The organism is Streptococcus sp. 477, from assembly GCF_013277295.1.
In the GTDB taxonomy this organism is placed as follows: domain Bacteria; phylum Bacillota; class Bacilli; order Lactobacillales; family Streptococcaceae; genus Streptococcus; species Streptococcus pseudopneumoniae.
The window spans coordinates 1-24,782 of record NZ_VMMQ01000013.1 but is presented as its reverse complement, the minus strand read 5'-3'; the positions used below and the strand labels follow the sequence as shown (position 1 = coordinate 24,782).

Sequence of the window (24,782 nt, the reverse complement as noted above, 5' to 3'; positions counted from 1 at the left end):
GTCCTCCTCTTCTATTCCATAAGAGACCTCATTTTCTTTGTAAATCCAGCATCTGTTACAGCCAAAACCTTTCTCGATTTCCCGACTGCTATGCTTAATTCCAGTGTTGAAAACACGGTTACAATTTCCACTTGATAATAATGACTTTTATCTTGAATCTTCTTGGTCAGATTGGGTCCAGCATCATGAGCTAGAAAGACCAACTTGGCCTTGCCGTCTTGAATGGCCTTGACCACCAATTCTTCACCCGATATAATCCGCCCTGCTCGCTGAGCAAGTCCCAAGAGATTACTTATCTTTTGCTTATTCAAGTCCTAACTCTCTTCTTTTCACTTTGTGATCCACATAAGCGATCAACTCGTCATAAAAGCTTTCTTCCACTTCCATGCTAAAGCTGCGGTTAAAGACCTTCTTCTTTTTCGCCTCTAGGGCTTCTGCATTGTCTAGTTTGATATAAGCGCCGCGGCCATTGGCCTTGCCCGTAGGATCAATAAAGACTTGTCCTTCCTTGTTCTTGACAATGCGGAGCAAATCACGCTTATCAATCACTTCGTTAGACACAACAGACTTGCGCAAAGGGATTTTTCTTGTTTTCATCTTTCCCTCCTCTAGCAGCTTTTATTCTTCTACAGTATCGTTTTCTACTTCCAACTCTACTGAAGCAGCGTCTTCCATGGCTTCAAATTCGCTAGCAGACTTGATATCGATACGGTAACCAGTCAAGTGAGCTGCCAAGCGCACGTTTTGTCCACGACGACCAATGGCAAGAGAAAGCTTGTTATCTGGAACAACCACCAAGGCACGTTTGCTGTCGTTTTCATCAAAGATAACTTGGTCAACCTCAGCAGGAGCGATGGCATTGTAGATAAATTCAGCTGGATCTGCTACCCACTCGATAACATCGATATTTTCTTCGATTGGTACCATGCGGTCATTTTTAGCATCGTAACGAGCTGGGTGGAACTTGCTAGTAATCTTCTTGATATTAGCACCACCACGTCCAACGATTGTACCGATAGCATCCACGTTTGGATTGTGGCTACGAACAGCAACCTTCGTACGGTCACCTGCTTCACGAGCCACGCTCATGATTTCAACAGTTCCATCATAAACTTCTGGAATTTCTTGCTCCATCAAACGTTTGATCATTTCTGGATGGCTACGGCTAACAAAGACGTTCACACCACGAGGGTTGTCTTCAACCTTGTAAACATAAACTTCGATACGATCATGAGAAGCAAAAACTTCTCCAGGTATTTGGTCTTGTTTTGACAATTGGGCTTCGATGCTACCAAGGTTGACATAGATAAAGCGGTTGTCAAAGCGTTCTACTGTACCAGACATGATTTCTTGCTCATGTTCTTTGTAAGTATTGTAAGTGATGGCACGTGTTTGCTTGCGCATTTTTTCCATGATGGTTTGTTTGGCAGATTGGGCTGCTACACGACCAAACTCAGCTGGTGCTTCTTCAAACTTGATTTTGTCTCCAAGTTCATAAGCTGAATTAATGGCAAGAGCATCTTTCAAGCTGATTTCCAAACGGCTATCAAATACTTCATCAACAACTTCACGGACAGTATAAACTGTAAAGTCACCTGTTTTTTCGTTGAAGTCAATAGCTACGCTGTCTGACTGACCATAGCGTCTGCGATAAGCGGAACGAAGCGACTCTACTACTGCGTCGATGATGTCTTCTTTTTTGATTCCCTTGTCTTCTTCCAAAATGCGGAAGGCCTCTAGCATTTCTTTACTCATGTTTTCTTCACTTTTGAATCCTCAAAAGCTATCCTTTCTTTTTCTATAATTTAACTGCTAAACGTGCTTTTGATACTAAACTGTATGGAATTTGGACGGTTTTCTTACGCGTCTTGTCCATATATTCCATAGTCAACTCGTCCTCTTCGAAGGCCAACAAGGTTCCTTCAAAGACCTTTTGCTTATCGATGGCTTGGTAGAGCCCGACATGGATGTATTCCCCAACTGCTCCAGCAACGGCATCCTTGGTTTTTAAAGGACGTTCCAAACCTGGACTGGTGATTTCTAGGAAATATTGTTCTGGGAAGGGATCTGGCTTGATGGTATCTAGGACAGGACTGATCATTTCTGTCAAGTCTGCCGTGTCGTTCAAGGTAATTCCTTCAGGTTTATCTACAAAAATACTGAGAATCATGTCACTGCCAATCTTTCCATACTCGATATCCACGAGCTCGAAAGGAGCTTCTATGACAGGTTCTACAACTTCTCTGACTAATTCTACGATTGTTGCGATTGCGTCCACCTCCTCATAAGCAAGAGGCGAAGATATTTCCCCGCCTCACTTTTCATATTCTTACTCTTAGTATATCACATTTGCTAACTTATGTAAAGCAAAAGCACTTATACAGCCTGATTTCAGGCTATTTCTTAAAATTCTACCTCAACTCGGTAGATAACTTGCCCCTTATTGGAGAATTTTTGCTCGTATTCTGTCATGACATTGCCTTCAAAATCACTGGCATGTAAGTCTAGCCAGACACCATTGAGCTTCATGCCATACTGAGAAAAGCTCACTAAACTGTACTCAAACAAGCCACGGTTATCCGTCTTGAAATGAATTTCTCCATTTTCAGGCAAGATACGTTTGAAGGTATCCAAGAAGGTCTTGTAGGTCAAACGACGCTTTTCATGGCGTTTTTTCGGCCAAGGATCTGAAAAGTTCAGATACAAGCGATCAATCTCACCGTCTTCAAAGTAGTCAGTCAAGTCAGAACCATCTACCCACAAGAGCTTGATGTTAGGCACTCCAACTTCAAGAACCTTGTCCAAAGCGTAGCTCAAAACAGACTTTTGAATATCAATCCCGATATAGTTGATGTCAAGGTTCTGCTTGGCCATCCCTGAAACAAAGGCACCCTTTCCACTTCCAACTTCCACATGAATGGGATTATCATTGCCAAACAAGTCCCGCCATTTCCCCTTTGCTTCTAAGGGATTGAGGACCACATACTGGGGATTTGCCTCTAGTAATTCTGTCGCCCCTTTACGATTTCTAACTCTCATCTTCTCTTTCCATACTTGTCTCGGAAGTGACGCAAGCCATGAATCTCCCGATTAACATTTTCTAAATCTTGGTTCATATAATACTTGGAAATCTGGCTCAAATAAGACAATTGACCGTACCAATACAATTTACTTAATACCGTTTGATTATACTTGTAACCGTAGTAGGTCAACCATTCCTTCCACTGATGTTCTGGAATATAATGGCAGAGCATATGGGCCACATCAAACATGCGGTCGGTCAAGCGAACCGAATCCCAATCCACCAAATAAATCAAGCCACTGTCTGTCTCAATCCAATTACTATGTCGTACATCTCCATGGACAATGGTCGCATGGTCCTCTCTAAATCCTGGAATAGTCTGACGTAAATCAGCCATCACTTCACTGATAAAATGATTTTTACGCAAAGCATCTGGAGCCGTTTCTTGCCAAGACTGCAGTAAATCTACAGGTGTTTCCATGGCATAGCCCAAACGACTCAACTGTGTCATCAACGGACGTGAGCGATGAAGACGGGTTAAAATATTGACGATTTGCTTACGATTCATATCATATGGGGTCAATATCTTGCCTGTCAACCATTCTTGAGCACACATATCACGTCCATCTGCCAAACGGCGACTCCATAATAATTGTGGAGCAATTTGTTCTCTAGCTAGACCAGGTAGGATTGGAGAGGTGTTCATTTTTACAAAGATACGCTTCCCATCAGGATAGCTACCCATATAAGCCTTGCCACTTTTCCCAGGTATGGGAGTCAGTGTTAGCTCATTATCACCCAAATCCATTTTTTTCCTCCGTATAAAGTTTCCTTACTATTCTACTAGTTTTTGGCCTATTCGTCAACCGCTCCACACCTGATTCTCAAAGAAAAGCATCTGGATTGGCTTGGGCTATCATTCTAGAAATAAAAAGGCAAGCACCGTCTTCTGCTTACCTTTTCATAATTTTTATAAATAATATAAGAGTGGCCAACTGTTGTAAAACATGTGGACAAGAGTCGAAACCCATAAGTTTTGGCTCTTTTTATAAGCAAAACCCAGGAACAAACCCCCAAGTAGATAAAAAATAAACGAAGGGACATTAGAAGGTCCATGCATGAAAGAAAAGAGAGAGGAAGTTAGCACAAGCCCTAACCAAGAATTGTCAAAAAACGCACCTTGAAGAAGTCCTCTGAAAATGAGTTCCTCCTGGATGGGGCCAAAAACTGAGGAAGTCAAAATCAAAGACAGGGAAATTCCTCTGCTGACTTCCGCCAAGTGTTGAACTCCTGCGCCAGAAGAAACAGCAAAGAAATGAATATAAACCAGCGTCTCAAGCACACTTAGAAGAAAGATTGCAATGAAAAGCAAAAGTTCTTTCTTGTTTAACATCCCAAAAGAAATCATTTCAAACTTTCTAGCATAAGCAACACTCAGCGAGGTTACTAGAAGACTTACAAGAATCAATGCAAATTCATTTTGAAAAAAGTCCCCATGGTTAATCGTATAAGGAACTGTAATGACGATTATTAGTACTAAAAATCCAAAGCACAAGGCATGAAATTTATCAAAAAACTCCATAAAATTATCCTCCTCACCAAACAGACTTCCTACGCGTCATCCTTTAGCTCTAGTCTTTCCAAAACAAACCATTTTAGTAGCCAAAATCCGACCACATAACCAGCCCCTAAGAAGATAGCCATTAAAGATAGCATGGGATTCAGGAAATAAAAGACCACAACAGATACAAAGGTTAGCACAAAAACATTAAAGGCAATGGTGTCAGAAGCCAAGACTAGAATATAAGGTGTCAACCAATCTAAGGTTTTTGAATCTAGGAAAAATAAGTGTTTATACATGATAACCTCCTCTATGGCTGAAAAGCAAGCCTTTTGTTTTTTACCCCAAGACCCTATGTAAAAAAGTCAGCAAAAATGGTAATGTTGCGAAAATATTATTGATCACATGCACCGCATAGGATGGATAAATACTCTTGGTATAGCGGGTCAAACCGGCAAAGATGATTCCAACTGTTGCAAAGATGAAAATATCTAACAGACTAGGCAGGCTTGAAAAATGAGGAAGAGCAAATAAAATTGACGGAAGAAGCAAATCAAGGCCAAATCTCGAATACTTAAAAAAGGCGTGTTGCAGTAATCCTCTATAAATCAGCTCTTCCATAAGTGGAGTCAGAAAGAACAAAGTTATATAGATACCTAGCTCGGCAAAGTTGGTCCCACTATAACCGATCAATACAGCCCAACCTTCAGCAGTTGACTGAACATGTTTAGCTGTCTGAACGTTAAAAGAGATCTGGAGCACTAGCACTAATACTGTCAAAATCGAATACCAAAGCCATTTTTTTCTCGGAATGCGAAAAAGATAGCCGTGCCCTGTCTTAAACAGAATCCAAATCATGACTCCACTAAATAGCAAACTCAAGAAATTTTGAATCCAGACGAAATTGCCAATCTGGGAAGAAAATTGCCAATAATTTTGAACAATAAGCGTCAGCCGAGAAAGACCAAATACGAAAAATAGGTAAGACAAGACTACACTTATTTTGAAAACAAGCTGATACTTTTTCATAGAAATCCTCCCCACTATGACCTCCCCTTGTCAGGCTCTACTGCTGTAAGATTAAGAAGACAGCTTGTTCTTTTTAAGGCTAACCTGACTACTAGATAATAGATACATTAAGGCATTAAAGACAATGAAAATATGTCCATAGAATAAAATCAATCTCGCATCCAAACCAAGATACAGTTTGACCATCAAAAAGATGAGCCAAAGAATTTGAAACCATAGCGTTTTTCCAAAAATAAATTTAAAGCGGTTTTGAATGTCTGCTTCCTTAATCTTTACCGCCAACCCTTTATTGGCAAGAAGGAAAATTCCTGCTTCAAATAATCCACTGTAGAGAACAATCCAACCTATCGATACATTAGAGATTTGTAAAAATGTCCCTAAAAGAATATCCAACATACTACTCAAGAAAATAACAAGAAATAATCTGTATTTCATATTAAATACCTCCATTCATTTATTTCACTAACAATTTAATAGAGCCTTCTACTCAAATATCCTGTCAGAAAAGAATAGAAAGCTACTTTTAATACTTCAAGCCCCAAATGAGCAGAAGCGTGATAAACAAGTAGAGAATACACCTATATAAGCGATTAGTTGTTGATAGAATTCTGTTTCTGAAATACCTCTATACAAACAAATAATAGACATAAAACCTGTCAAGCCGATGAACATGAGTTGATTGGTTCTAGGACTAACCAAATCATCATTTACGTATATTTAAGAGCATCTCTTTTATGTTAGTGTATATTAACACTAAAAAACAAGTTAGGCCAATAATATTTAAAATGAACAATAACGGGGTTAAGTCTCTAAAAAAATTATCCACTGACTCTACAAGAAATACTATACATATTATAGTCGAAACTATCTTTTTCTTATCCATAATTATTTACTCCTTTCCTAACAAATCCAACTTATCAATCAAGAGCGATTTTTAACAGAATGTAGCAGCACCTGTTGTAACTTTGACAATTTCAGTATAGCACTATTTGTTAAAGTTTTTCATCCAAATCTTGAATTGTCATCGAGACATCTTGAATTGCAAAAACTTCATTAGCCTCTACTTTTTATAATACTTCAAGCCCCAAATAAGCAGAAGCATGATAATCAAGCAGAGAATAGCACCAATGTAGGCAATTAGTTGCTGATAGGATTCTCCTGCTGTGATACCTCTATACAAACAGATAATAGACATAAAGCCTGTCAAGCCGATGAACATGAGTTGATTGGTTCTAGGACTAACCAAATCATCATCTTCAAACTCTCTTATCCTCATCTCCCTAGTGAGGTAAACAGTAACCAAAATCGAAGCCAAGTTAATAACCACTAAAAGAAATTGGAAAACCAAGGAAAAATTTAAAAACTGACGAGATAGAAATAGATAAGTAGAGACAAGCAAGGGCAACTGACCTAAGAACAATCTCGCAAGGAAGATGTTCCGTTTTTTAGCAAGAAAAGTTTTCATTTCTTTGCTCCTTTCTTTTTAGTTAAAGCAAGATAAATCATAACCGCAATCATATAGGCTATAGTATAAAATAGCTGATACCAAGCACTCTCCCTAAGCGGATATAGAAAGATGGACATGATTAGATACAAGATGAAAATGACAAGTATTTTTTTCTTCATAAGATTTCCTCCTAAATGTTTGTTGAGCTAGAACCTTTACACTATTAGTATAGCACTTATTTTGACCTTGGATCACTCAAATCACGAATGGTCATCAAAACATCTTGAATTGTAAAAAATTTAAAAAGCAAGCACAGAAACCATGCTTGCCTTATGAAAACTTGATAACATAAAGATCCAAAATCGAAAGCTACTCACTCTTACTTCCGTCTGTTCTCATATATTCTCATGATTGCAACAAGAATAGCAGCTGTCCCACTTGCCAAAGCGATAAGGGTAATGATAATGTTGAGGATTTCAGGCGTACTCCCTATTCTGTTGATAAGACGGAGTAGGGATATAACTGTCAACTGAATCAGGAGTATTGATTCTACTCTTATCAATGAAGTCAGTTGGTTTTCAACTGCATATAAAAAGGCTGGTAGCAAAACACAGGCTATAGCAATCACAAACAGATTGCTCCCTGTTTCTTCTCCCTTGTTCACTACAAATAGCATGAGAAGATTCGATGCTATAATCAACGTAGAACAGATGATAAAAAAGGATTTCTTATTCATATAGGATACCTCATAAACTATAGTATTTTAATCGATGACTGCAGACAGTACTTCTTTCCACAAATCTTCTAATCATCAACCGACATCGAGTGAATCGTTAAAACCTGACGAAAGACTTGATTTTGACAGGTGGTATTTAAACTAGTATTAGGATAAGTTTCCACAAGCTTCATAACGGTATAGAGACCAACTCCTCTCTCCTCTCCTTTAGAGCTTGCTCCAAAGGAGAAGATTTCAGAAATATCTATTCTCTCTTCTTTGATGGAATTTTCGATGATGAAGGTCTCCTGTGCTCCATTTTTTAAAAAGGCGATTGAAACGTGAGGTTGACCAACCTCTACACTGGCTTCAATAGCATTGTCACAAAGGATAGACACAATGGTTAGAAAATCAAGTAGTCTCATCCCCTCGACCTGAATCTCCTCAGGAACTTCGACATTAAAGACAATATCCTTTTCTCTAGCTTTTATAAATTTTCCTGCTAGAAGACTTTTGAGGCCTTTATCACGAATATTCACCAATCGGCCCAGATCATATTTATTGTCCTGCAATTTCTGACTAGAATCCTTTAAGACCGAGTCGTAGACCTCTTTTATCTGCTCCATATCCTCCTCTTCAATACCCAGACGTAAACTGGTCAAGAGGTTGGTGTAGTCATGACGAAAACTCCGTACTTCCTTGTAAAGTTCCTCTATATGCCGACTATAGCGTTCCATATCTCTGTAGCGCAAGGCCTGCTCTTGGTTCAGTTTTTCCTGAAGTTTTTCCTTCAAATATGTATCTAGCTTCTTGACAATTCCCATAAAAAAGAGGAGGTAAAACACTAGAATCAAATGGCGAACAATCTTTGATTGGATAACTTGTTCATATTCAAAGAAAGACAAAGTTTCCATGACTAGAAAGTAAGCCCCCATTATCCAGTTAATCGTAGTCAGAGATTTTTGAAAATCTTTATCTAGACTCTCCCTTCTCAAGCTAGTGAAATCATAGTCCAACCATTTCAAAAAGACTAATACTATGGAGCAAACGAATAGCATAATCAACAAAAAGACAGGATTTCCATCTCCATCTACAATCCCTTTCCCAAAAAACGGAAACACAAAATAGGAGACACTTCTGTAAAAGATATCCATCAATACAATTGGAAAGAGACCATAAAAGAAAAGGAGTCTTTTAGAAAGTCCTCTTAACAATAAGAAAGACAAGCTGAGGCCGAACAAGGGTTCTATAAAGTATGACAGATAGTCAGTCAAGACTAAATAATTAAAAGTTGTAACAATTGCTGCTAGAAGAAATTTTAGAAGAAAGGCCTTAAAAATTCTATCGAAAGTGAGACTAATTCCATCTACCTTAAAGAACATGATAATTTCTAGCCCAATAATAACTAGTGTATACAATATAATCCAAATATTATACATAAGCTCTCCTAACTCAATGTAAGTTATTGATGGCCTCAGACACTTCTCTGACCTTATAACGCGCAATCATACAGCTTCCTCCATTGGGAAAGAAAAGGAGTTTTTCTTTCTTATCCAAACGAACCACATTGGCTGGATTGATGAGAAAAGAGCGATGGCACTGCAAGAGACGGGGTTCCTGCTTGAAAACCTCCTCTAAACTCGCTGTAAATTCCAGCCTATCTGTCTTGGTATAGAGAATAACACGATGGGCTCTGGGCGACGTTTCGAGATAGTAGACCTCTTTAAAAGGATACTGGAATTGAGCAAATTTTGATTTAAAATAAAAGCAATCTTCCGCCAGACTTTTACTATCTTGACTATTGGCATAGAGGAGGGCTGTCTCAATCCGAGATTCAAATTCCTCTGCCGACACGGCCTTGTCAATGTAGTCCAAAGCAGACACTTGGTAGCGAAAGGACAGGGGCATAAACTCCGAGTGAGTTGTCACAAAAACAATCAGGGCATAAGGATCTCGATCCCGAATTTTTCTAGCCACTTCCAGCCCCTTCATCTCCTCATTTCGAATCTCAATATCCAAAAAGAATAGCTGATGGGCCCCCTTCTCATGCACCTCTGCCAGCAGTTGATCTGGCTTACCAAAGACTTCAAAAGAACTCGGAGTGATATGATGTTCTTGCAAGAGTTTCTCAATGGTCGTTTCAATCCTAGTCTGTTGGGAAAAATCATCTTCTAAAACAAATATTCTCATCTTCTTACTCTCCTTGTTTCAATTTCTTCCTAAAAAGAGAATAGCAAAAATACTATGATACAAGCCCACCAAATCCTAAACAGGCCTTCAACGCTCCTGAAAGGTAGCTTGTTCCTCAAATAAGCATGATAATCTTACCACTATTTTATCATAAAATCTACTCATTGCCATTCAAGACATTTCAATGACAATTAAAGATTTAAAGGCGAAAAAGGAGATAAAAGTGATAGACTGACAGTATCAAAACACAGTTGCTAGAATCAAGACTAGCACCCAGATTAGAGGAGGAATTCTCATGACAGATATAGACCCCATCAAAAGAGCTCAGACTTTGATTACTGACTTAAACAAAGCCTATCAAGCATGCAAACAGGCAAGCGCTGACGACGTCCGCTTTCAGGAGCAACTAAACTCTATTCTTGGTTTTCTAGCCAAGGCTGAGACAGTGGATAATCGATTCTTGATTGAATTGGAAAAATTTTACCAGACTTCCAGTCTTCTCATGGGACTCAGCACTCTCGATCCAGATGCTCCTACTCGTGCCGCTTGGCGGGCCTATGACCGCTTCCACTTTGACCAGGTCAAGACCAAGTTGAGCCTCTACGGACCAACCATTATCCTGTAGCAACTAAAAAGAAGCTGAGACAAACGGAACTCAACTTCTTTTTTAGTGTCATATAGGCAATGTTAATCCTGCATCTGACGTTTTACTTGATAAGGTAGGTACAAGACTAGTAAAACCAAACCAGCTCCCAGCAAGGCTAGAAGGGCTAGTTTTTCTTGGAAGGTAATCACCCCAACAACTAATTCCACTACTAAAACCAAACTGGTCAATCCTCTGACCACTGCCTGCAAGCCCTTTTCCTTTTGCCCCTTGTCCAGCGGAAAAAGTTGGGTCAAATACTGGTAGTCAAAGGCATGATAGAGGGCCAACAACTGGAAGAGCAAGAGGTAGTTAAAGAGAACTACCACTGCTGTCGCAATCCAAGCTTGCTCGATAAAAACCTGCGCCAGTATAGAAAGCAAGAGCAGACGGAGACTGAGCACAAAGAGGTCTCCATTTCGCAGATAAGAACGCAGATAGAGATTTTGCCAAATCTTTCCAGGCACCTTCTGAACAACCTTTAGGATAAAGTCCAGATAGGCACGACGCTTGACGCTGTTTGAAATTCCCTTGACCTGCGTAAAGAGGGCAAAGAAACGAAGCAAGACTTGCTTGCGCTTGCTTTCTTGGGAAATGACATAGTCCCAGTCCAGTCCAGTTTCCGTGAAAAATTTACTAGCCTTTTGACGAAAGAGGAAATATTTACCTACTCCCAATAAAAGCACATAGACCAGAAAAACAGGCAAACCATAACCCATTGCCAAAAATAAGGGTGCAAATAACAGCAAGAAAAGAGTCTGGAAAAAGAGCCAAAAGAATAGGGAAATGCCAGTTTGATGCTTGAGATGGAGCTTGATTTCCTCTTCTCCAACTAAGAGAAAGAGCTTGTCTGGAGCCTCCATATAGGTGGCAATTCCTCCCCAAAGCAAAAGCAAAATAGAGGTAATACCTACAAACAAAAGAATAGGCCAATGATTTTCAGGAAAATGTTGTAAAAGTTGACTGTACTGGTAGGCTAGAAAGCCCAGCAGAACAAGCAGGAACAAGACAAAGTGGTCATTAAGAACATAGCGCAGATAGCCGACACACTCCTTACGAAAAGCCTGCTTTCTCTTTAAAAACAAGTCTTTCATAGCTCCTCCTCTTTGGTCAGAGCCAAGTAAATATCATTCAAACTAGCCTCAGGCATATCAAAGGCCTCGCGCAGTTGCGCCAGATTCCCCTTAGCACGCACCTCACCCTTATGAAGAATGACAAAGGCATCACACATCTTCTCCGCCGAATCCAGCACGTGGGTACTCATGAGAATTGACTTGCCCTTTTGCTTTTCCAATTCTAAAAGTTGAATCAAGTCAGCAATAGCCAACGGGTCAAGACCAAGGAAAGGCTCATCCACGATGAAAAGACTTGGATCCACCACAAAAGCACAAATAATCATGACCTTCTGCTTCATCCCTTTTGAAAAATGAACAGGGAACCAGTCTAATTTCTGGTCCAGACGGAACATCTTTAACAAGGGTTCTACTCGCTCAAAAGCTACTTTCTGCTCAATACCATAAGCCATGGCAACCGTTTCGATATGCTCTCTGAGGGTCAATTCCTCATACAAGCTAGGTGTCTCAGGAATGTAGCCAATTTGCTTGCGGTAGCTAGTCGCATCTCCTTGCAGGGTCAGACCATTGATATTGATGGAACCGCTATAAGGTGTCAACAGACCAATAATCTCATTGATTGTTGTTGATTTCCCAGCACCATTGAGACCAATCAAACCGACCAACTGCCCACTTTCAACAGTAAAAGACACATCTTTCAAGACAGGGACATGGACATAGCCACCTGTCAGGTTTTTAATTTCTAACATATTTTCTCCAAATCTGGTATAATGTAGCTATATTATATCAAAATTCAATACAGTAGAGGTAGATTTTATGTCAGATTGCATTTTTTGTAAAATCATTGCAGGGGAAATTCCTGCTTCAAAAGTATACGAAGATGAGCAGGTTCTTGCCTTTCTTGATATCTCTCAAGTGACACCAGGACACACCTTGGTCGTGCCAAAGGAACACTATCGCAATCTTTTGGAAATGGATGCTACTAGCGCCAGCCAACTCTTTGCCCAAGTACCAAAAGTAGCTCAAAAAGTCATGAAAGCTACCAAGGCTGCTGGTATGAATATCATTGCCAACTGTGAAGAAATCGCAGGGCAAACAGTCTTTCACACCCACGTTCACCTTGTGCCTCGCTACAGTGCTGACGATGACCTCAAGATTGATTTTATCGCCCACGAACCAGACTTTGACAAACTTGCTCAAGTCGCTGAAACCATCAAAAACGCTTAAGGAGTTGCTATGAAATTATCCAACCTACTGCTATTTGCAGGAGCTGCAGCCGGAAGTTATCTGGTCACAAAAAATCGCCAAACCATCACAGATGAAGTCTTGAATACCACTGACCGCGTTCAAGCTATCAAGGACGATGTGGATATTATCCAAAACAGCCTGCAAATCATTGACCAGCAAAAAGAACTTATCAAGGAATACCAAGAAGACCTGACTTACAAGTTTAAGGTTTTGGAAAAGGATATCCAGACTAGACTAGCTGTCATCAAAGAAACACAGGAAATTGAAGATAAGTAAAAAGAGCCCAACGGCTCTTTTTTAAAAGGTAAACAAGTTATATCCCATCAACTATACATCATAATTTAGGTAACTCATACTCAATAAAAATCAAAGAGCAAACTAGAAAGCTAGGCGCAGGCTGCTCAAAACACCGTTTTGAGGTTGTGAATAGAACTGACAAAGTCAGCTCAAAACACAGTTTTGAGGTTGTAGACAAGCCGACGCTGACGTGGTTTGAGGAGATTTTTAAAGAGTATCATTCACCATTTCACAACTAAATCGAAGATTTTCCGCCGTACTGAAAACGAGTCTGGGATAAAAGTCTAATCTTCAATATAAAAAGCGAACAAAACGAGTTATCTGACACTCAGAATTCTGTCTTGTTCGCTTTTTTATCTAATCTATCGATTTTTAAAATTTATAATAAAGAATTCCTGAAATCAAAATCTTTTTGTCTCAGACTCGTCCGGAAACTTTGAGACCTAGGCTCAAAGTTTAGGTATGGAACTTCGAAGAAGATCGCTACCGTCCGTCATTACTTAAGGAAAGTCTTAAAAAATCTATAAACAAAAAGAGCCACTCGGCTCTTTTTGTTTATACTCAATGAAAATCAAAGAGCAAACTAGGAAGCTAGCCGCAGGCTGTACTTGAGTACGGCAAGGCAACGCTGACGTGGTTTGAATTTGATTTTCGAAGAGTATTATTCTCCTTCAAAGGCATCTTTAATATGGTCAAAGAAGCCCTTTTTCTTTGGATTGACTTTTAAATCACCAGCAGCTGCAAATTCTTTCAAGGCTGCTTTTTGACGATCGTTCAAGCCTGTTGGTGTTACGACATTAACGGTAACATATTGGTCACCAACTGCACCACCACGAAGACTCGGAGCTCCTTTGCCACGTAGGCGGAATTTCTTACCAGTCTGAGTCCCCTCTGGGATAACCAATTCAACATCACCGTGAACAGTTGGAATATCTACTGTGTCACCAAGAGCTGCTTGGACAAAGTTGAGGTTGAGATTGTAGAAGATAGTAGTTCCTTCACGTTCAAACTTATCGCTGGCTTCCACAGAAACAACCACGTACAAGTCACCATAAGGTCCACCGTTAAATCCAGCTTCACCTTGACCAGCTAGGCGAATTTGTTGACCAGTTTCCACACCAGCAGGAATTTTGACATGTACGCTATGATCTTGTTTTTCATGCCCTGTTCCGTGACATGTTGTACATGGATCTTTGATTTCTTTTCCGCGACCATGACAGACATCACAGGTTACTTGACGACGCATCATACCAAGCGGAGTCTGCGTATCGACGTTAATGACACCAGCACCATGACAGCGTCCACAAGTGACTGGACTGGTTCCTGGCTTAGCACCTGAGCCATTACATGTACGACAGCTTGCTTCACGGTTGTATTTAACTTCTTTTTCAGCTCCAAAAATAGCTTCTTCAAAGGTCAAGTTCACACGATACTGGAGGTCATCCCCTTGGCGAGGAGCATTTGGATTGCGTGAAGCACCGCCTCCGCCGAAGAAACTTGAGAAAATGTCCTCAAAACCACCGAAGCCACCTGCCCCATTGAAACCGCCAGCTCCACCACCGAAGCCTCCAAATCCACCATTGGCGCCTGCAGCACCATATTGGTCATAGGCAGCCCGTTTTTGGTCGTCACTCAAAGTCTCATAGGCTTCTTGAACTTCCTTGTACTTTTCCTCAGCACCAGGCTCCTTATTGATATCTGGGTGATATTTTTTCGAAAGCTTACGATAAGCCTTTTTGATCTCGTCTGCCGAAGCGTTTTTTGACACCCCCAGACGATCATAAAATTCAGTATTGTTCATACAAGATACCAAGACCGTAAAATTCGACTGAAAAATAGGAAATCTGACGCTGGAGCGATGCTCCTAGACAGATTTATCTTTTTTCCGAGAATTTAGGTCGGGTTCAATTCCTTTCTGTTATATTAAGTAAGAAATTTGGGAACCCGTGTTCAATTCCCTGAACACATTTGTTCCTTTCTTTCATATTGATGAGACAAAACCCAAACAAATGATATTCCGTCCCTTTTTATCGAAAAACAGAGGCTGGGTTGCAACCTCTGCAAATAAGTAAATTAACTTTATTTTGATTTTAAATATCCTATAAGTACAGAAATATTTATATATTTTTGTCTCTTCTTAGTATTTGCTATAAAATTCCAATAGATTAGAAGGAATACACCGACAACCCAAATCATGCCCATTATAAACGATATTATAAATTCTGGTTTTTGTATGGTTGCTGATACTAGTGCTGATACTAGCGCTGACAACAATACTGAAGTAACAAAATTCCTTACCGCTTCATCATTTTTGACACAATTCTCATGTTCAGCTAATATAATTTCTCTATATCTAGCCAAATATACTGCTGGAATATTATCTATAAAATCTTTTGCAGATTCATAACTATCAGCTTTATCACAAAAATCATTATAAAGTTTTCGTGTACTTTTTAGATACTCTTCTGTTAATACACTCATCTTATTTTTCCGTAAACTCTCCGTCTACGACGTCATCGCCTGCGTTTCCTGTTGCTTGTGCGCCTTCTGCTCCTGCTTGAGCTTGTTGAGCTGCTGCGGCTTGTTCGTAGAGTTTAACAGCAAGTCCTTGAGCTTTTTCGTTCAATACTTCAAGTTTTGCTTTCATGTCGTCCAAGTTGTTGTCTTCTTGAGCTTTCTTAAGGTCATCAAGGGCAGCTTGGGCAGCGTCACGTTCTGCATCGAAGCCTTTGCCTTCAGTTTCCTTGATTGTCTTTTCAGTTGCGAAGATAGCTTGGTCTACTTCATTACGAAGGTCAACTTCTTCTTTACGTTTCTTATCTGCTTCAGCATTTGCTTCTGCATCTTTCATCATGCGGTCAATTTCTTCGTCAGTCAAGCCTGAGTTTGATTGAATCACAATAGTTTGTTCTTTTTGAGTTCCAAGGTCTTTGGCCTTAACAGACACGATACCGTTCTTGTCGATGTCAAATGTTACTTCGATTTGAGGAATTCCACGAGGTGCAGCTGGGATATCTGTCAATTGGAAACGTCCAAGAGTCTTGTTATCTGCTGCCATTGGGCGTTCACCTTGAAGAACGTGGATATCAACGGCTGGTTGGTTGTCTGCCGCAGTTGAGAAGACTTGTGATTTAGATGTTGGAATTGTTGTGTTACGGTCGATGAGTTTTGTGAAGACACCACCCATTGTTTCGATACCAAGTGACAATGGTGTTACATCAAGAAGGACAACGTCTTTGACATCACCAGTGATGACACCACCTTGGATAGCAGCGCCCATGGCAACTACTTCATCAGGGTTTACTGATTTGTTTGGTTCTTTACCAGTTTCAGCTTTAACAGCTTCTACAACGGCTGGGATACGAGTTGAACCACCAACAAGGATCACTTCGTCGATTTCTGACAAGCTCAAACCTGCATCTGAAAGGGCTTGACGAACTGGAACTTTTGTACGTTCTACAAGGTCACGAGTCAAATCGTCAAATTTCGCACGAGTCAAAGTCATTTCCAAGTGAAGAGGTCCAGCCTCGCCTGCAGTGATGAATGGTAAGCTGATTTGTGTTGAAGTTACACCAGAAAGGTCTTTCTTCGCTTTTTCAGCTGCATCTTTCAAACGTTGCATTGCCATCTTGTCAGTAGACAAGTCAATACCGTTTTCTTTCTTGAATTCTGCTACCAAGTAGTCAATGATTTTTTGGTCAAAGTCATCACCACCAAGTTTGTTGTCCCCTGCAGTTGACAATACGTCGAAGACACCGTCACCCAATTCAAGGATAGAAACGTCGAATGTACCACCACCAAGGTCAAATACCAAGATTTTTTCTTCTTTATCAGTCTTGTCCAAACCGTAAGCAAGGGCTGCTGCAGTTGGTTCGTTGACAATACGTTCTACTTCAAGACCAGCAATTTTACCAGCGTCTTTTGTTGCTTGACGTTGAGCGTCGTTGAAGTAAGCAGGAACTGTGATAACTGCTTTGGTTACTTTTTCACCAAGATAGTCTTCAGCGTATCCTTTCAAGTATTGAAGAATCATAGCTGAGATTTCTTGTGGAGTGTATTCTTTTCCATTAGCAGAAACTTTTTCAGAAGTTCCCATTTTAGATTTGATAGAGATAACTGTATCTGGGTTTGTAACTGCTTGACGTTTCGCAGCGTCACCAACAATGATTTCTCCGTTTTTGAATGAGACTACAGATGGAGTTGTGCGGTTTCCTTCTGGGTTTGCGATGATTTTACTTTCAGTTCCTTCAAGAACTGCTACTGCTGAGTTTGTTGTACCTAAGTCAATACCGATAATTTTAGACATGTGTTTTTCTCCTTGTTAGTTAATTTTCTTTTTTTATATTTCCCTTAAGTGGTGGGGACGTGAGCAACTCCCTTCGGGATTTCATCACTTATTTTTGAGCCTATTGTCTCAAAAATCCCCTGTTTCAGTAGCAAAAGCTACTGAAACTTTTACCACGGCGGGAAATATCTTCCTTGCAAGCCTCCGGCTTGCCTCTTATCTTTCTTCATAGTTTATTGTCGTTTCGGACAAGTTTTCTATTATGTAAATTGCGACACGAGAAGTTGAAATCGATTTTATTTCGACGACGAGTTAATAAGGAGGCTAGGCAAACGCCATAGCGATTGCCGTTTTCTGACGAGTTGCTTTAGCTACCGTCAGAATTGCCTAGTTGTAAACAACTACCATGGCTGGGCGTAGGATGCGATCATAGAGTTTGTAGCCTTTTTGGAAAACTTGGGCGATGGTATCTGCCGGGTGTTCATCGTCTGCTGGGAGAGTTTGGATGGCCATATGGTAGTTATGGTCAAATTTACCGTCAGCTGCGATTTCTTTGATTCCTTCTTCTTTCAAAGCGTGAATCAAGCTTTCTTGCACCATCTCCAATCCTTTTTTGACATCGTCTGTCAATCCTTCAACCGCGAGTGCACGCTCAAGGTTATCCAAAGAAGGGAGAATCGCTTTTGCTAAGTCCTGGCTACGATAACGTTGCATGTTTTGACGCTCTTCATTAGCACGGCGTTGGATATTTTGCATTTCCGCATGAGCGCGAAGGTATTTGTTTTCGAACTCATCTGCACGTTCATTCGCCAAGTCCAACTCAGACTTCTCAGGAGTTGTTTCTTCAGCTGTTTCCACAACTTCCTCTTCTTGAACTTCTTCTACTTCTTCATTTTTTATATCTTGGGCCATTTTCGCCTCCTTTAATGATTTCAATCTTAATGTACTTCGTAATGATTACTGCTGAGGTAGCGGTAAAAATCTGTCAACTTCATGGTCAAAACACGGTTGACCACATTGACTTGGTTGATTAGCTGTTGGTAATCCAGATTGACTGGACCGATAATGGCTAGAATTCCAACTCCCCGATAAGGAATGAGGAACTTGCTACTAATCACCGCTAGGTCTGCTAGACAGGACTCCTGACTGTCTGCAACACGGACGTTTTGCATCTGATCTTCACGCAACCCCTCACGAATCTCCAGAGCCACCTTTTGCGGTTGATCAAAGAACTGATAGACTGCTAGATTGGCAAAATTCAAGAGATTAACCTTGCCCGCCACCACAATGTTTTCGTTGAACATTTCCTTAAAGATATGTTCAAAGAGATCGATCACATTGTCCGTTGTTGTAAAGTAACGCTGGATAATCTGCGGAATCTCCGTCCGAATCTTGTAGTGAATATCTAAAACGGTGTGACCGAGGAAACGTTCCTGAATGATGCTCTTCAGTTTCAGCAAATCTTCCTGCAAGAAGTTCCTTGGAATCAGAAACTGACTGGTAACCGTTCGCGACTCGTCTAGGGTGAATACTGCCAAGGCTGTATGTTGCCCCAAAACAACGATATCAAAGGCTGTCAAACGTTGCCTGCTCGGCTCAACATCCAGTGCCACTACCGTACAGCCACTCAGGTCTGTCAGTAGATTAGCAGCTTCTTGCAGAATATCCTCCAGTTTGAAGAATTCCTGATCAAAGGCTTTGACAATCTCATATACCTCATTTTCAGCCAGTTGATCAAAATCCAGTGAGTGTTTTACATAGTACTGAAAACCAGCAATACTTGGCATCCGACCGCTTGAAGTATGAGCCTTTTCAAGCAAACCTTGCTTTTCTAGAGCCGCCATGTCATTACGAATGGTTGCACTGCTAGAGTTAATAGACTCTTGCAAGGCTTTGGATCCGACAGGTTCGTGCGTTTTGGTAAAGATGTCAATAATCAGATTTAAAATATCCTGCTGACGCTCTGTAACCACCTCATCACTCCTCTCTGTCTGACCAATTAGCACTCGATACATTCAAGTGCTAACTTATGATTCTATTATACACCCTTAGAAGAGAATGTCAAGATAAAAATTCAAAAAATTAGCACTCTTTTACCAAGAGTGCTAAAAATCAGTCTAAAGACCTAGAACCTTACTGTTTATCTACTCGATATTTCCTTTTTAGTCTGAAATAACCATAGATTAGATAAGAAATCATAAAGGCATATAGAGCAAAAATAACAAAGAAAGATTGCGACAGTTCTTCTCGAAACAAACTCATACAAACAACAAAACCTCCTAAGAAAGTAGCTGCACATGAACGAAGTCTATATCGCATAACTTCCCACCTGAGATTATTACTCATATAGACTTGATCCTCTGAAAGTATATCAGAAGCCGATTTACGAAGAATCGAACAAAAACCTGCTCCTATCAATTCCCAACCTCTATTTCTAAAATCTTGCAGTTCATGCTTATATTTTTTAAGAAATCTAGAATCATAGATACGGTAGATGACATCGTCTGGTTGACATTGGTCAAGATAGAACAAACCAAAACGACTAGTTCTATACCTCCAACCTTTCAAATGCATCTCATGTAAATATTCTTCTTTCTTGTCCAAATCAACAATGGTGAAAATCCGAAATTCTACTCTGCTATTCATTGTCTTACCCCAAAATTAGACAACATGCCTAGCGTTATTTATTAGATAATTCTTTCCACTTTTGACTCAATCTCCAAAAAATATAAGAAATCTGAATCGCAAAAACTATCAATAAAACCCAATCTATTATGAAAATCAAAAACACTTCCCAACTGAAAGAACTACCTCCAGTGACAAACTTTGAGAAAAACGGTAGTAGAGCTAAAAAGAGAAGCAAAATAGGAAGCATCCGCATTGTTAAAATCCTTTTGGCATAAAAAAATCTTTATTTAAACGAAAATATTATAGCAAAATTTACGCCAGTTTTTGAACGGCTGATGTAGATATTTTATACTTTCAAAATGTTTAAATGTGATTATTTATTTTTGAAAAATAGCTCACCAGCCCGACTGAAAGTGCTTATAGAATGATAATAAGTCGCCTGCCGAAAACAGCGAAAAATAGCGGTGTTATGCGGAGATAATCTGACGCGATGCGAAAATATATTGCATACTTATTTTCAACAATTTAGCAGAGTATTTTTATAAGTGTGATATAATAGAAGTATAATTTGTTCTGATAGTTTATTTTATGGAGAAGTAGATTTTTAGAATGCGGAGGGTTCAATATGGTTGAGTTTATAAAGTCTAAGAAAGAAATGAGTGAGGAGGATATTAAAGCAAATTTCATCACTCCTGCTATTGTAGCCAAAGGATGGAAAAATGGTGAGCATATCGCTTACGAAGAATACTTCACTGATGGTCGAATTGAAGTTAGAGGAGATAAGGCTCGTCGTAAAGAAGGAAAAAAATCAGACTATTCACTGTATTACCAATTTGGAACTCGAATTGCAATTGTTGAGGCAAAGGATAATAAACACAGCGTTCGAGCAGGATTACAACAAGCTATTGAATATGGAGAGATTTTAGATGTTCCATTTGTTTATTCTTCGAATGGTGATGGCTTTATTGAACACGACCGTATCACGAGAGAAGAACGTGAGCTGGAGTTAGACGAATTCCCTACTCGTGAAGAATTATTTTCTCGTATGACGAAGGAAAAAGGATTGACGTACGAGATTACAGAAGCTATCTCAACTCCATACTATATAGATGCCTTCTCAATGAAAACGCCACGCTATTATCAGCAAATAGCTATCAACCGTACTATTGAAACAGTTGCCAGAGGACAAAAACGAGTAATGTTTGTGATGGCAACAGGAACGGGGAAAACGTTCATGGCTTTTCAAATTATTCATCGCCTTCGAAAAGCTGGTTTGGCTAAACGAGTTTTATTCTTAGCAGATAGAAACATCTTAGTAGACCAAACGATGGCTGAAGACTTTAGGCCATTCGAAAAGGTAATGACGAAAATTACACCAAAACTTTTGACTGCTCCTGAAAAATTAAATTCTTTTGAAATTTATCTAGGGCTTTATCAGCAACTAACTGGTGAAGATGGAACTGAAACACATTATCAAAAATTTGACAAAGACTTCTTTGATTTAATCGTAATTGATGAAGCGCACCGTGGTTCAGCTAAGGAAGACAGTAACTGGCGTAAGGTGATTAATTATTTCAGTTCTGCGACACAGATTGGGATGACCGCTACTCCTAAAGAAACCAAGAATGCTTCCAATACGGAATACTTTGGTGAGCCAATCTATACTTATAGTTTAAAACAGGGAATCGAGGATGGTTTTTTGGCTCCATATCGTGTTATGAGGGTTAATTTAGATGTGGATGTGGATGGTTATCGTCCAGAAACTGGAAAAGTTGATACTAACGGACAATTAATAGAAGATAGGTACTACGGCAGGAAAGATTTTGACAAAACCATTGTCATTGATGATAGAACGCAAAGAGTTGCCAAGTTTGTTTCTGATTATATGAAGCAAAGCAATGCACGATTTGATAAAACAATTGTTTTTTGTGTTGATATTGACCATGCCGAGCGAATGCGTGCTGCACTTGTAAAAGAGAATCTAGACTTAGTCCAAGAAGACTATCGTTATGTCATGCAAGTAACTGGTGACAACGCTGAAGGAAAAGCTCAACTGGATAACTTTATGGATGTCAATTCTAATTTTCCCGCTATTGTAACAACGTCTAAATTATTAACGACAGGAGTTAATGCTAAAACATGTCGTTTGATTGTTTTAGACTCTAATATCCAATCCATGACTGAATTTAAACAAATTATTGGTCGTGGCACACGTCTTTATCCTCAAAAGGGGAAAGAATTTTTTACGATTATTGATTTTCGAAATGTTACCAATTTGTTTGCTGACCCTGATTTTGATGGTGAACCAGTGAAGGTTCTGGAAACGGGCGCAAAAACAAACAATGGTACTACACCTGGTTTTGTAAACGAAGGTGGTGACCCAGTAGAAAAATATATCGTTACAGACAAGCAGGTTACCATTCTTAATTCTACTGTTCAAGTATTGGATGAAAACGGGAAACTGATTACCGAAAGCCTGACCGACTACACTCGGAAGAATATCTTAGGTAGCTACGCCACTTTGAACGATTTTATCACAGTTTGGCATACGGCGGATAAAAAGAAGCTTATCTTAGACGAACTTTATAAAAAAGGAGTTTATCTAGATGCTATTCGAGAGTCGGAGGGAATATCAGAACAAGAAATCGATGATTTTGATTTACTCCTAAAACTTGCCTATGGTCAAAAAGAATTAACCAAAACGGAACGTATCAATAAACTCAAACAAAGCGGATATTTATATAAATATAGTGAGGAAGCGCGTGCTGTTTTGGAAATTTTACTGGACAAATACATGGATAAAGGTATTGGAGAACTCGAAAGCATTGAAACATTAAAACTTCCAGAATTTCAGATATATGGTGGAACCTTCAAAATCATCAATACTTATTTTGGAGATAAAAAACGATATTTACAAGCAATTAAAGAATTGGAGAAAGAGCTATTTACAGTAGCTTAATGAAAGGAAAGTATGTCAATTACATCATTTGTAAAAAGAATTCAAGATATCACTCGAAACGATGCTGGTGTTAATGGTGATGCTCAACGTATTGAGCAAATGTCTTGGTTATTATTCTTAAAAATTTATGATAGCCGTGAAATGGTTTGGGAATTAGAAGAAGACGAGTATGAGTCAATTATCCCAGAGGAATTAAAATGGCGAAATTGGGCTCATGCTCAAAATGGGGAACGGGTATTGACAGGCGATGAATTACTTGATTTTGTCAATAACAAGTTATTCAAAGAGTTGAAAGAGCTTGAAATAACTTCAAATATGCCTATTCGAAAAACGATTGTTAAATCAGCTTTTGAAGATGCGAACAACTATATGAAAAATGGCGTCTTGTTACGCCAAGTCATCAATGTTATTGATGAAGTTGATTTCAACAGCCCTGAAGATCGTCATTCGTTTAATGATATTTACGAAAAAATTCTTAAAGATATTCAAAATGCTGGGAACTCAGGAGAATTTTATACGCCACGTGCAGCGACTGATTTTATTGCCGAAGTTCTTGACCCAAAACTTGGAGAATCAATGGCAGACCTTGCTTGCGGAACAGGAGGCTTCTTGACTTCGACTCTGAACCGTTTAAGTAGTCAACGTAAAACTAGTGAAGATACAAAAAAATATAATACAGCTGTTTTTGGTATTGAAAAGAAAGCATTTCCTCATCTTTTAGCAGTTACAAATCTGTTTCTTCACGAAATTGATGACCCTAAAATTGTTCATGGAAATACTTTGGAGAAAAATGTTCGTGAATATACGGATGATGAAAAATTTGACATTATTATGATGAATCCACCTTTTGGAGGGTCAGAATTAGAAACAATAAAAAATAACTTTCCAGCAGAATTACGGAGTTCTGAAACGGCTGATTTATTTATGGCTGTCATTATGTATCGTTTGAAAGAAAATGGTCGTGTTGGAGTTATTTTACCTGATGGTTTTCTATTTGGTGAAGGTGTAAAAACTCGCTTGAAACAAAAACTGGTAGATGAGTTCAACTTGCATACGATTATTAGGTTGCCTCATAGTGTCTTTGCACCGTATACAGGAATCCATACGAACATTCTTTTCTTTGATAAAACAAAGAAAACAGAAGAAACTTGGTTTTATCGTTTAGATATGCCAGATGGTTATAAAAATTTCTCTAAAACTAAGCCGATGAAGTCAGAACACTTCAATCCTGTTCGTGACTGGTGGGAAAATCGTGAAGAGATTCTGGAAGGTAAGTTCTACAAATCTAAATCATTTACACCTAGTGAATTGGCTGAGTTGAATTATAATTTAGACCAGTGTGGTTTTCCAAAAGAGGAAGAGGAAATCTTAAATCCCTTTGAGTTGATTCAGAATTATCAAGCGGAAAGAGCGGCTTTAAATCATAAAATTGATAATGTATTAGCTGATATTTTGCAGTTGTTGGAGGATAAATAATGACACCAGAACAACTTAAAGCAAGTATCCTTCAAAGAGCGATGGAAGGGAAATTAGTGCCGCAAAATCCCAATGACGAACCTGCAAGTGAATTGTTAAAGAGAATTAAAGCTGAAAAAGAAAAACTTATCAGTGAAGGAAAAATCAAACGAGATAAAAAGGAAACCGAGATATTTCGTGGTGATGATGGGAAACATTATGGGAAGTTT

The 24,782-nt window shown here is 39.3% G+C and carries 29 protein-coding genes; 6 read left to right on the top strand and 23 right to left on the bottom strand.

The features are described from left to right. Positions 1 to 11: 11 nt before the first annotated feature. The 15 genes from HT691_RS01915 to HT691_RS01845 form a co-directional block, all read right to left on the bottom strand. Complete coding sequence (locus HT691_RS01915; RefSeq protein WP_001041390.1) at positions 12 to 311, bottom strand: YlxQ-related RNA-binding protein; 300 nt, start codon at positions 309 to 311, stop codon at positions 12 to 14. Next, a complete protein-coding gene (locus tag HT691_RS01910; RefSeq protein WP_000857562.1) occupies positions 304 to 597 on the bottom strand; it encodes a YlxR family protein in 294 nt (97 codons plus the stop codon). The genes HT691_RS01915 and HT691_RS01910 overlap by 8 nt, the downstream gene beginning before the upstream one ends. Positions 598 to 618: 21 nt before the next feature. After that, positions 619 to 1,755, bottom strand: a complete 1,137-nt coding sequence (nusA, locus tag HT691_RS01905) for a transcription termination factor NusA (protein ID WP_000032273.1) — start codon at positions 1,753 to 1,755, stop codon at positions 619 to 621. A gap of 43 nt (positions 1,756 to 1,798) precedes the next feature. Beyond that, a complete protein-coding gene (rimP, locus tag HT691_RS01900) occupies positions 1,799 to 2,278 on the bottom strand; it encodes a ribosome maturation factor RimP (protein WP_007284956.1) in 480 nt (159 codons plus the stop codon). A 125-nt stretch (positions 2,279 to 2,403) separates the two neighbouring features. Next, positions 2,404 to 3,039, bottom strand: a complete 636-nt coding sequence (trmB, locus tag HT691_RS01895; RefSeq protein ID WP_172925237.1) for a tRNA (guanosine(46)-N7)-methyltransferase TrmB — start codon at positions 3,037 to 3,039, stop codon at positions 2,404 to 2,406. Further along, positions 3,036 to 3,830, bottom strand: coding sequence for a phosphotransferase family protein (locus HT691_RS01890; RefSeq protein ID WP_016399198.1), 795 nt, complete (start codon positions 3,828 to 3,830; stop codon positions 3,036 to 3,038). Before HT691_RS01890 ends, trmB begins: the two co-directional genes overlap by 4 nt. 162 nt (positions 3,831 to 3,992) lie before the next feature. Next, positions 3,993 to 4,604: a type II CAAX endopeptidase family protein gene (locus tag HT691_RS01885; RefSeq protein ID WP_119946756.1), complete on the bottom strand. Its 612-nt coding sequence runs from the start codon at positions 4,602 to 4,604 to the stop codon at positions 3,993 to 3,995. A 29-nt stretch (positions 4,605 to 4,633) separates the two neighbouring features. After that, a complete protein-coding gene (gene blpZ, locus HT691_RS01880) occupies positions 4,634 to 4,882 on the bottom strand; it encodes an immunity protein BlpZ (protein WP_016399200.1) in 249 nt (82 codons plus the stop codon). A gap of 40 nt (positions 4,883 to 4,922) precedes the next feature. Then, the gene (locus HT691_RS01875) at positions 4,923 to 5,612 is read right to left on the bottom strand and encodes a CPBP family intramembrane glutamic endopeptidase (protein ID WP_119946755.1); all 690 of its coding nucleotides are present in this window, start codon (positions 5,610 to 5,612) and stop codon (positions 4,923 to 4,925) included. A gap of 51 nt (positions 5,613 to 5,663) precedes the next feature. Beyond that, positions 5,664 to 6,047: an immunity protein gene (locus HT691_RS01870; protein ID WP_165778272.1), complete on the bottom strand. Its 384-nt coding sequence runs from the start codon at positions 6,045 to 6,047 to the stop codon at positions 5,664 to 5,666. 625 nt (positions 6,048 to 6,672) lie between these two features. Further along, complete coding sequence (locus HT691_RS01865; protein ID WP_138704684.1) at positions 6,673 to 7,077, bottom strand: immunity protein; 405 nt, start codon at positions 7,075 to 7,077, stop codon at positions 6,673 to 6,675. Further along, a complete protein-coding gene (locus HT691_RS01860) occupies positions 7,074 to 7,238 on the bottom strand; it encodes a hypothetical protein (protein ID WP_049511538.1) in 165 nt (54 codons plus the stop codon). The genes HT691_RS01865 and HT691_RS01860 overlap by 4 nt, the downstream gene beginning before the upstream one ends. Before the next feature lie 200 nt (positions 7,239 to 7,438). Continuing rightward, complete coding sequence (locus tag HT691_RS01855; RefSeq protein WP_100104319.1) at positions 7,439 to 7,795, bottom strand: hypothetical protein; 357 nt, start codon at positions 7,793 to 7,795, stop codon at positions 7,439 to 7,441. 68 nt (positions 7,796 to 7,863) lie between these two features. Beyond that, complete coding sequence (locus HT691_RS01850) at positions 7,864 to 9,213, bottom strand: sensor histidine kinase (protein ID WP_138704683.1); 1,350 nt, start codon at positions 9,211 to 9,213, stop codon at positions 7,864 to 7,866. Between the two features lie 13 nt (positions 9,214 to 9,226). Further along, complete coding sequence (locus tag HT691_RS01845; RefSeq protein WP_172925236.1) at positions 9,227 to 9,964, bottom strand: LytTR family DNA-binding domain-containing protein; 738 nt, start codon at positions 9,962 to 9,964, stop codon at positions 9,227 to 9,229. A gap of 295 nt (positions 9,965 to 10,259) precedes the next feature. Between HT691_RS01845 and HT691_RS01840 the strand changes: the two genes are divergently transcribed. After that, positions 10,260 to 10,589: a helicase BlpT gene (locus HT691_RS01840; protein ID WP_172925235.1), complete on the top strand. Its 330-nt coding sequence runs from the start codon at positions 10,260 to 10,262 to the stop codon at positions 10,587 to 10,589. Positions 10,590 to 10,651: 62 nt separating this feature from the next. On the opposite strand, the gene HT691_RS01835 is transcribed toward HT691_RS01840, so the two are convergent. Then, on the bottom strand, positions 10,652 to 11,701 hold the full coding sequence (locus tag HT691_RS01835; RefSeq protein ID WP_172925234.1) for an ABC transporter permease: 1,050 nt from the start codon (positions 11,699 to 11,701) through the stop codon (positions 10,652 to 10,654). Next, complete coding sequence (locus HT691_RS01830; protein ID WP_138704033.1) at positions 11,698 to 12,429, bottom strand: ABC transporter ATP-binding protein; 732 nt, start codon at positions 12,427 to 12,429, stop codon at positions 11,698 to 11,700. Before HT691_RS01830 ends, HT691_RS01835 begins: the two co-directional genes overlap by 4 nt. 67 nt (positions 12,430 to 12,496) lie before the next feature. On the opposite strand from HT691_RS01830, the gene HT691_RS01825 reads away from it, so the two are divergent. Further along, complete coding sequence (locus HT691_RS01825) at positions 12,497 to 12,907, top strand: HIT family protein (protein WP_001278317.1); 411 nt, start codon at positions 12,497 to 12,499, stop codon at positions 12,905 to 12,907. 9 nt (positions 12,908 to 12,916) lie between these two features. After that, entirely contained in the window at positions 12,917 to 13,204 is a 288-nt protein-coding gene (locus HT691_RS01820) for a hypothetical protein (RefSeq protein WP_000777754.1), read from the top strand. A 682-nt stretch (positions 13,205 to 13,886) separates the two neighbouring features. Here the strand turns inward: HT691_RS01820 and dnaJ are convergent. The 6 genes from dnaJ to HT691_RS01790 form a co-directional block, all read right to left on the bottom strand. Then, a complete protein-coding gene (gene dnaJ / locus HT691_RS01815; RefSeq protein ID WP_138701383.1) occupies positions 13,887 to 15,026 on the bottom strand; it encodes a molecular chaperone DnaJ in 1,140 nt (379 codons plus the stop codon). A gap of 278 nt (positions 15,027 to 15,304) precedes the next feature. Further along, positions 15,305 to 15,706: a hypothetical protein gene (locus tag HT691_RS01810; RefSeq protein WP_054393183.1), complete on the bottom strand. Its 402-nt coding sequence runs from the start codon at positions 15,704 to 15,706 to the stop codon at positions 15,305 to 15,307. Between the two features lies 1 nt (position 15,707). Then, positions 15,708 to 17,531 (bottom strand): molecular chaperone DnaK, encoded by a 1,824-nt coding sequence (gene dnaK / locus HT691_RS01805; RefSeq protein WP_172925233.1) that lies wholly within the window; start codon positions 17,529 to 17,531, stop codon positions 15,708 to 15,710. 366 nt (positions 17,532 to 17,897) lie between these two features. Beyond that, the gene (grpE, locus tag HT691_RS01800) at positions 17,898 to 18,422 is read right to left on the bottom strand and encodes a nucleotide exchange factor GrpE (RefSeq protein ID WP_000046032.1); all 525 of its coding nucleotides are present in this window, start codon (positions 18,420 to 18,422) and stop codon (positions 17,898 to 17,900) included. Positions 18,423 to 18,448: 26 nt separating this feature from the next. Beyond that, on the bottom strand, positions 18,449 to 19,483 hold the full coding sequence (gene hrcA, locus HT691_RS01795; protein ID WP_000255739.1) for a heat-inducible transcriptional repressor HrcA: 1,035 nt from the start codon (positions 19,481 to 19,483) through the stop codon (positions 18,449 to 18,451). Between the two features lie 160 nt (positions 19,484 to 19,643). Beyond that, positions 19,644 to 20,156 (bottom strand): DUF2812 domain-containing protein, encoded by a 513-nt coding sequence (locus HT691_RS01790; RefSeq protein WP_138707748.1) that lies wholly within the window; start codon positions 20,154 to 20,156, stop codon positions 19,644 to 19,646. A 607-nt stretch (positions 20,157 to 20,763) separates the two neighbouring features. Between HT691_RS01790 and HT691_RS01785 the strand changes: the two genes are divergently transcribed. The 3 genes from HT691_RS01785 to HT691_RS01775 form a co-directional block, all read left to right on the top strand. Further along, entirely contained in the window at positions 20,764 to 23,097 is a 2,334-nt protein-coding gene (locus HT691_RS01785; RefSeq protein WP_172923208.1) for a DEAD/DEAH box helicase family protein, read from the top strand. A gap of 12 nt (positions 23,098 to 23,109) precedes the next feature. After that, entirely contained in the window at positions 23,110 to 24,573 is a 1,464-nt protein-coding gene (locus HT691_RS01780) for a class I SAM-dependent DNA methyltransferase (protein WP_016399215.1), read from the top strand. Next, on the top strand, positions 24,573 to 24,782 hold a 210-nt coding region (locus HT691_RS01775), incomplete at its 3' end, for a hypothetical protein (protein WP_032495955.1). The genes HT691_RS01780 and HT691_RS01775, both read left to right, overlap by 1 nt.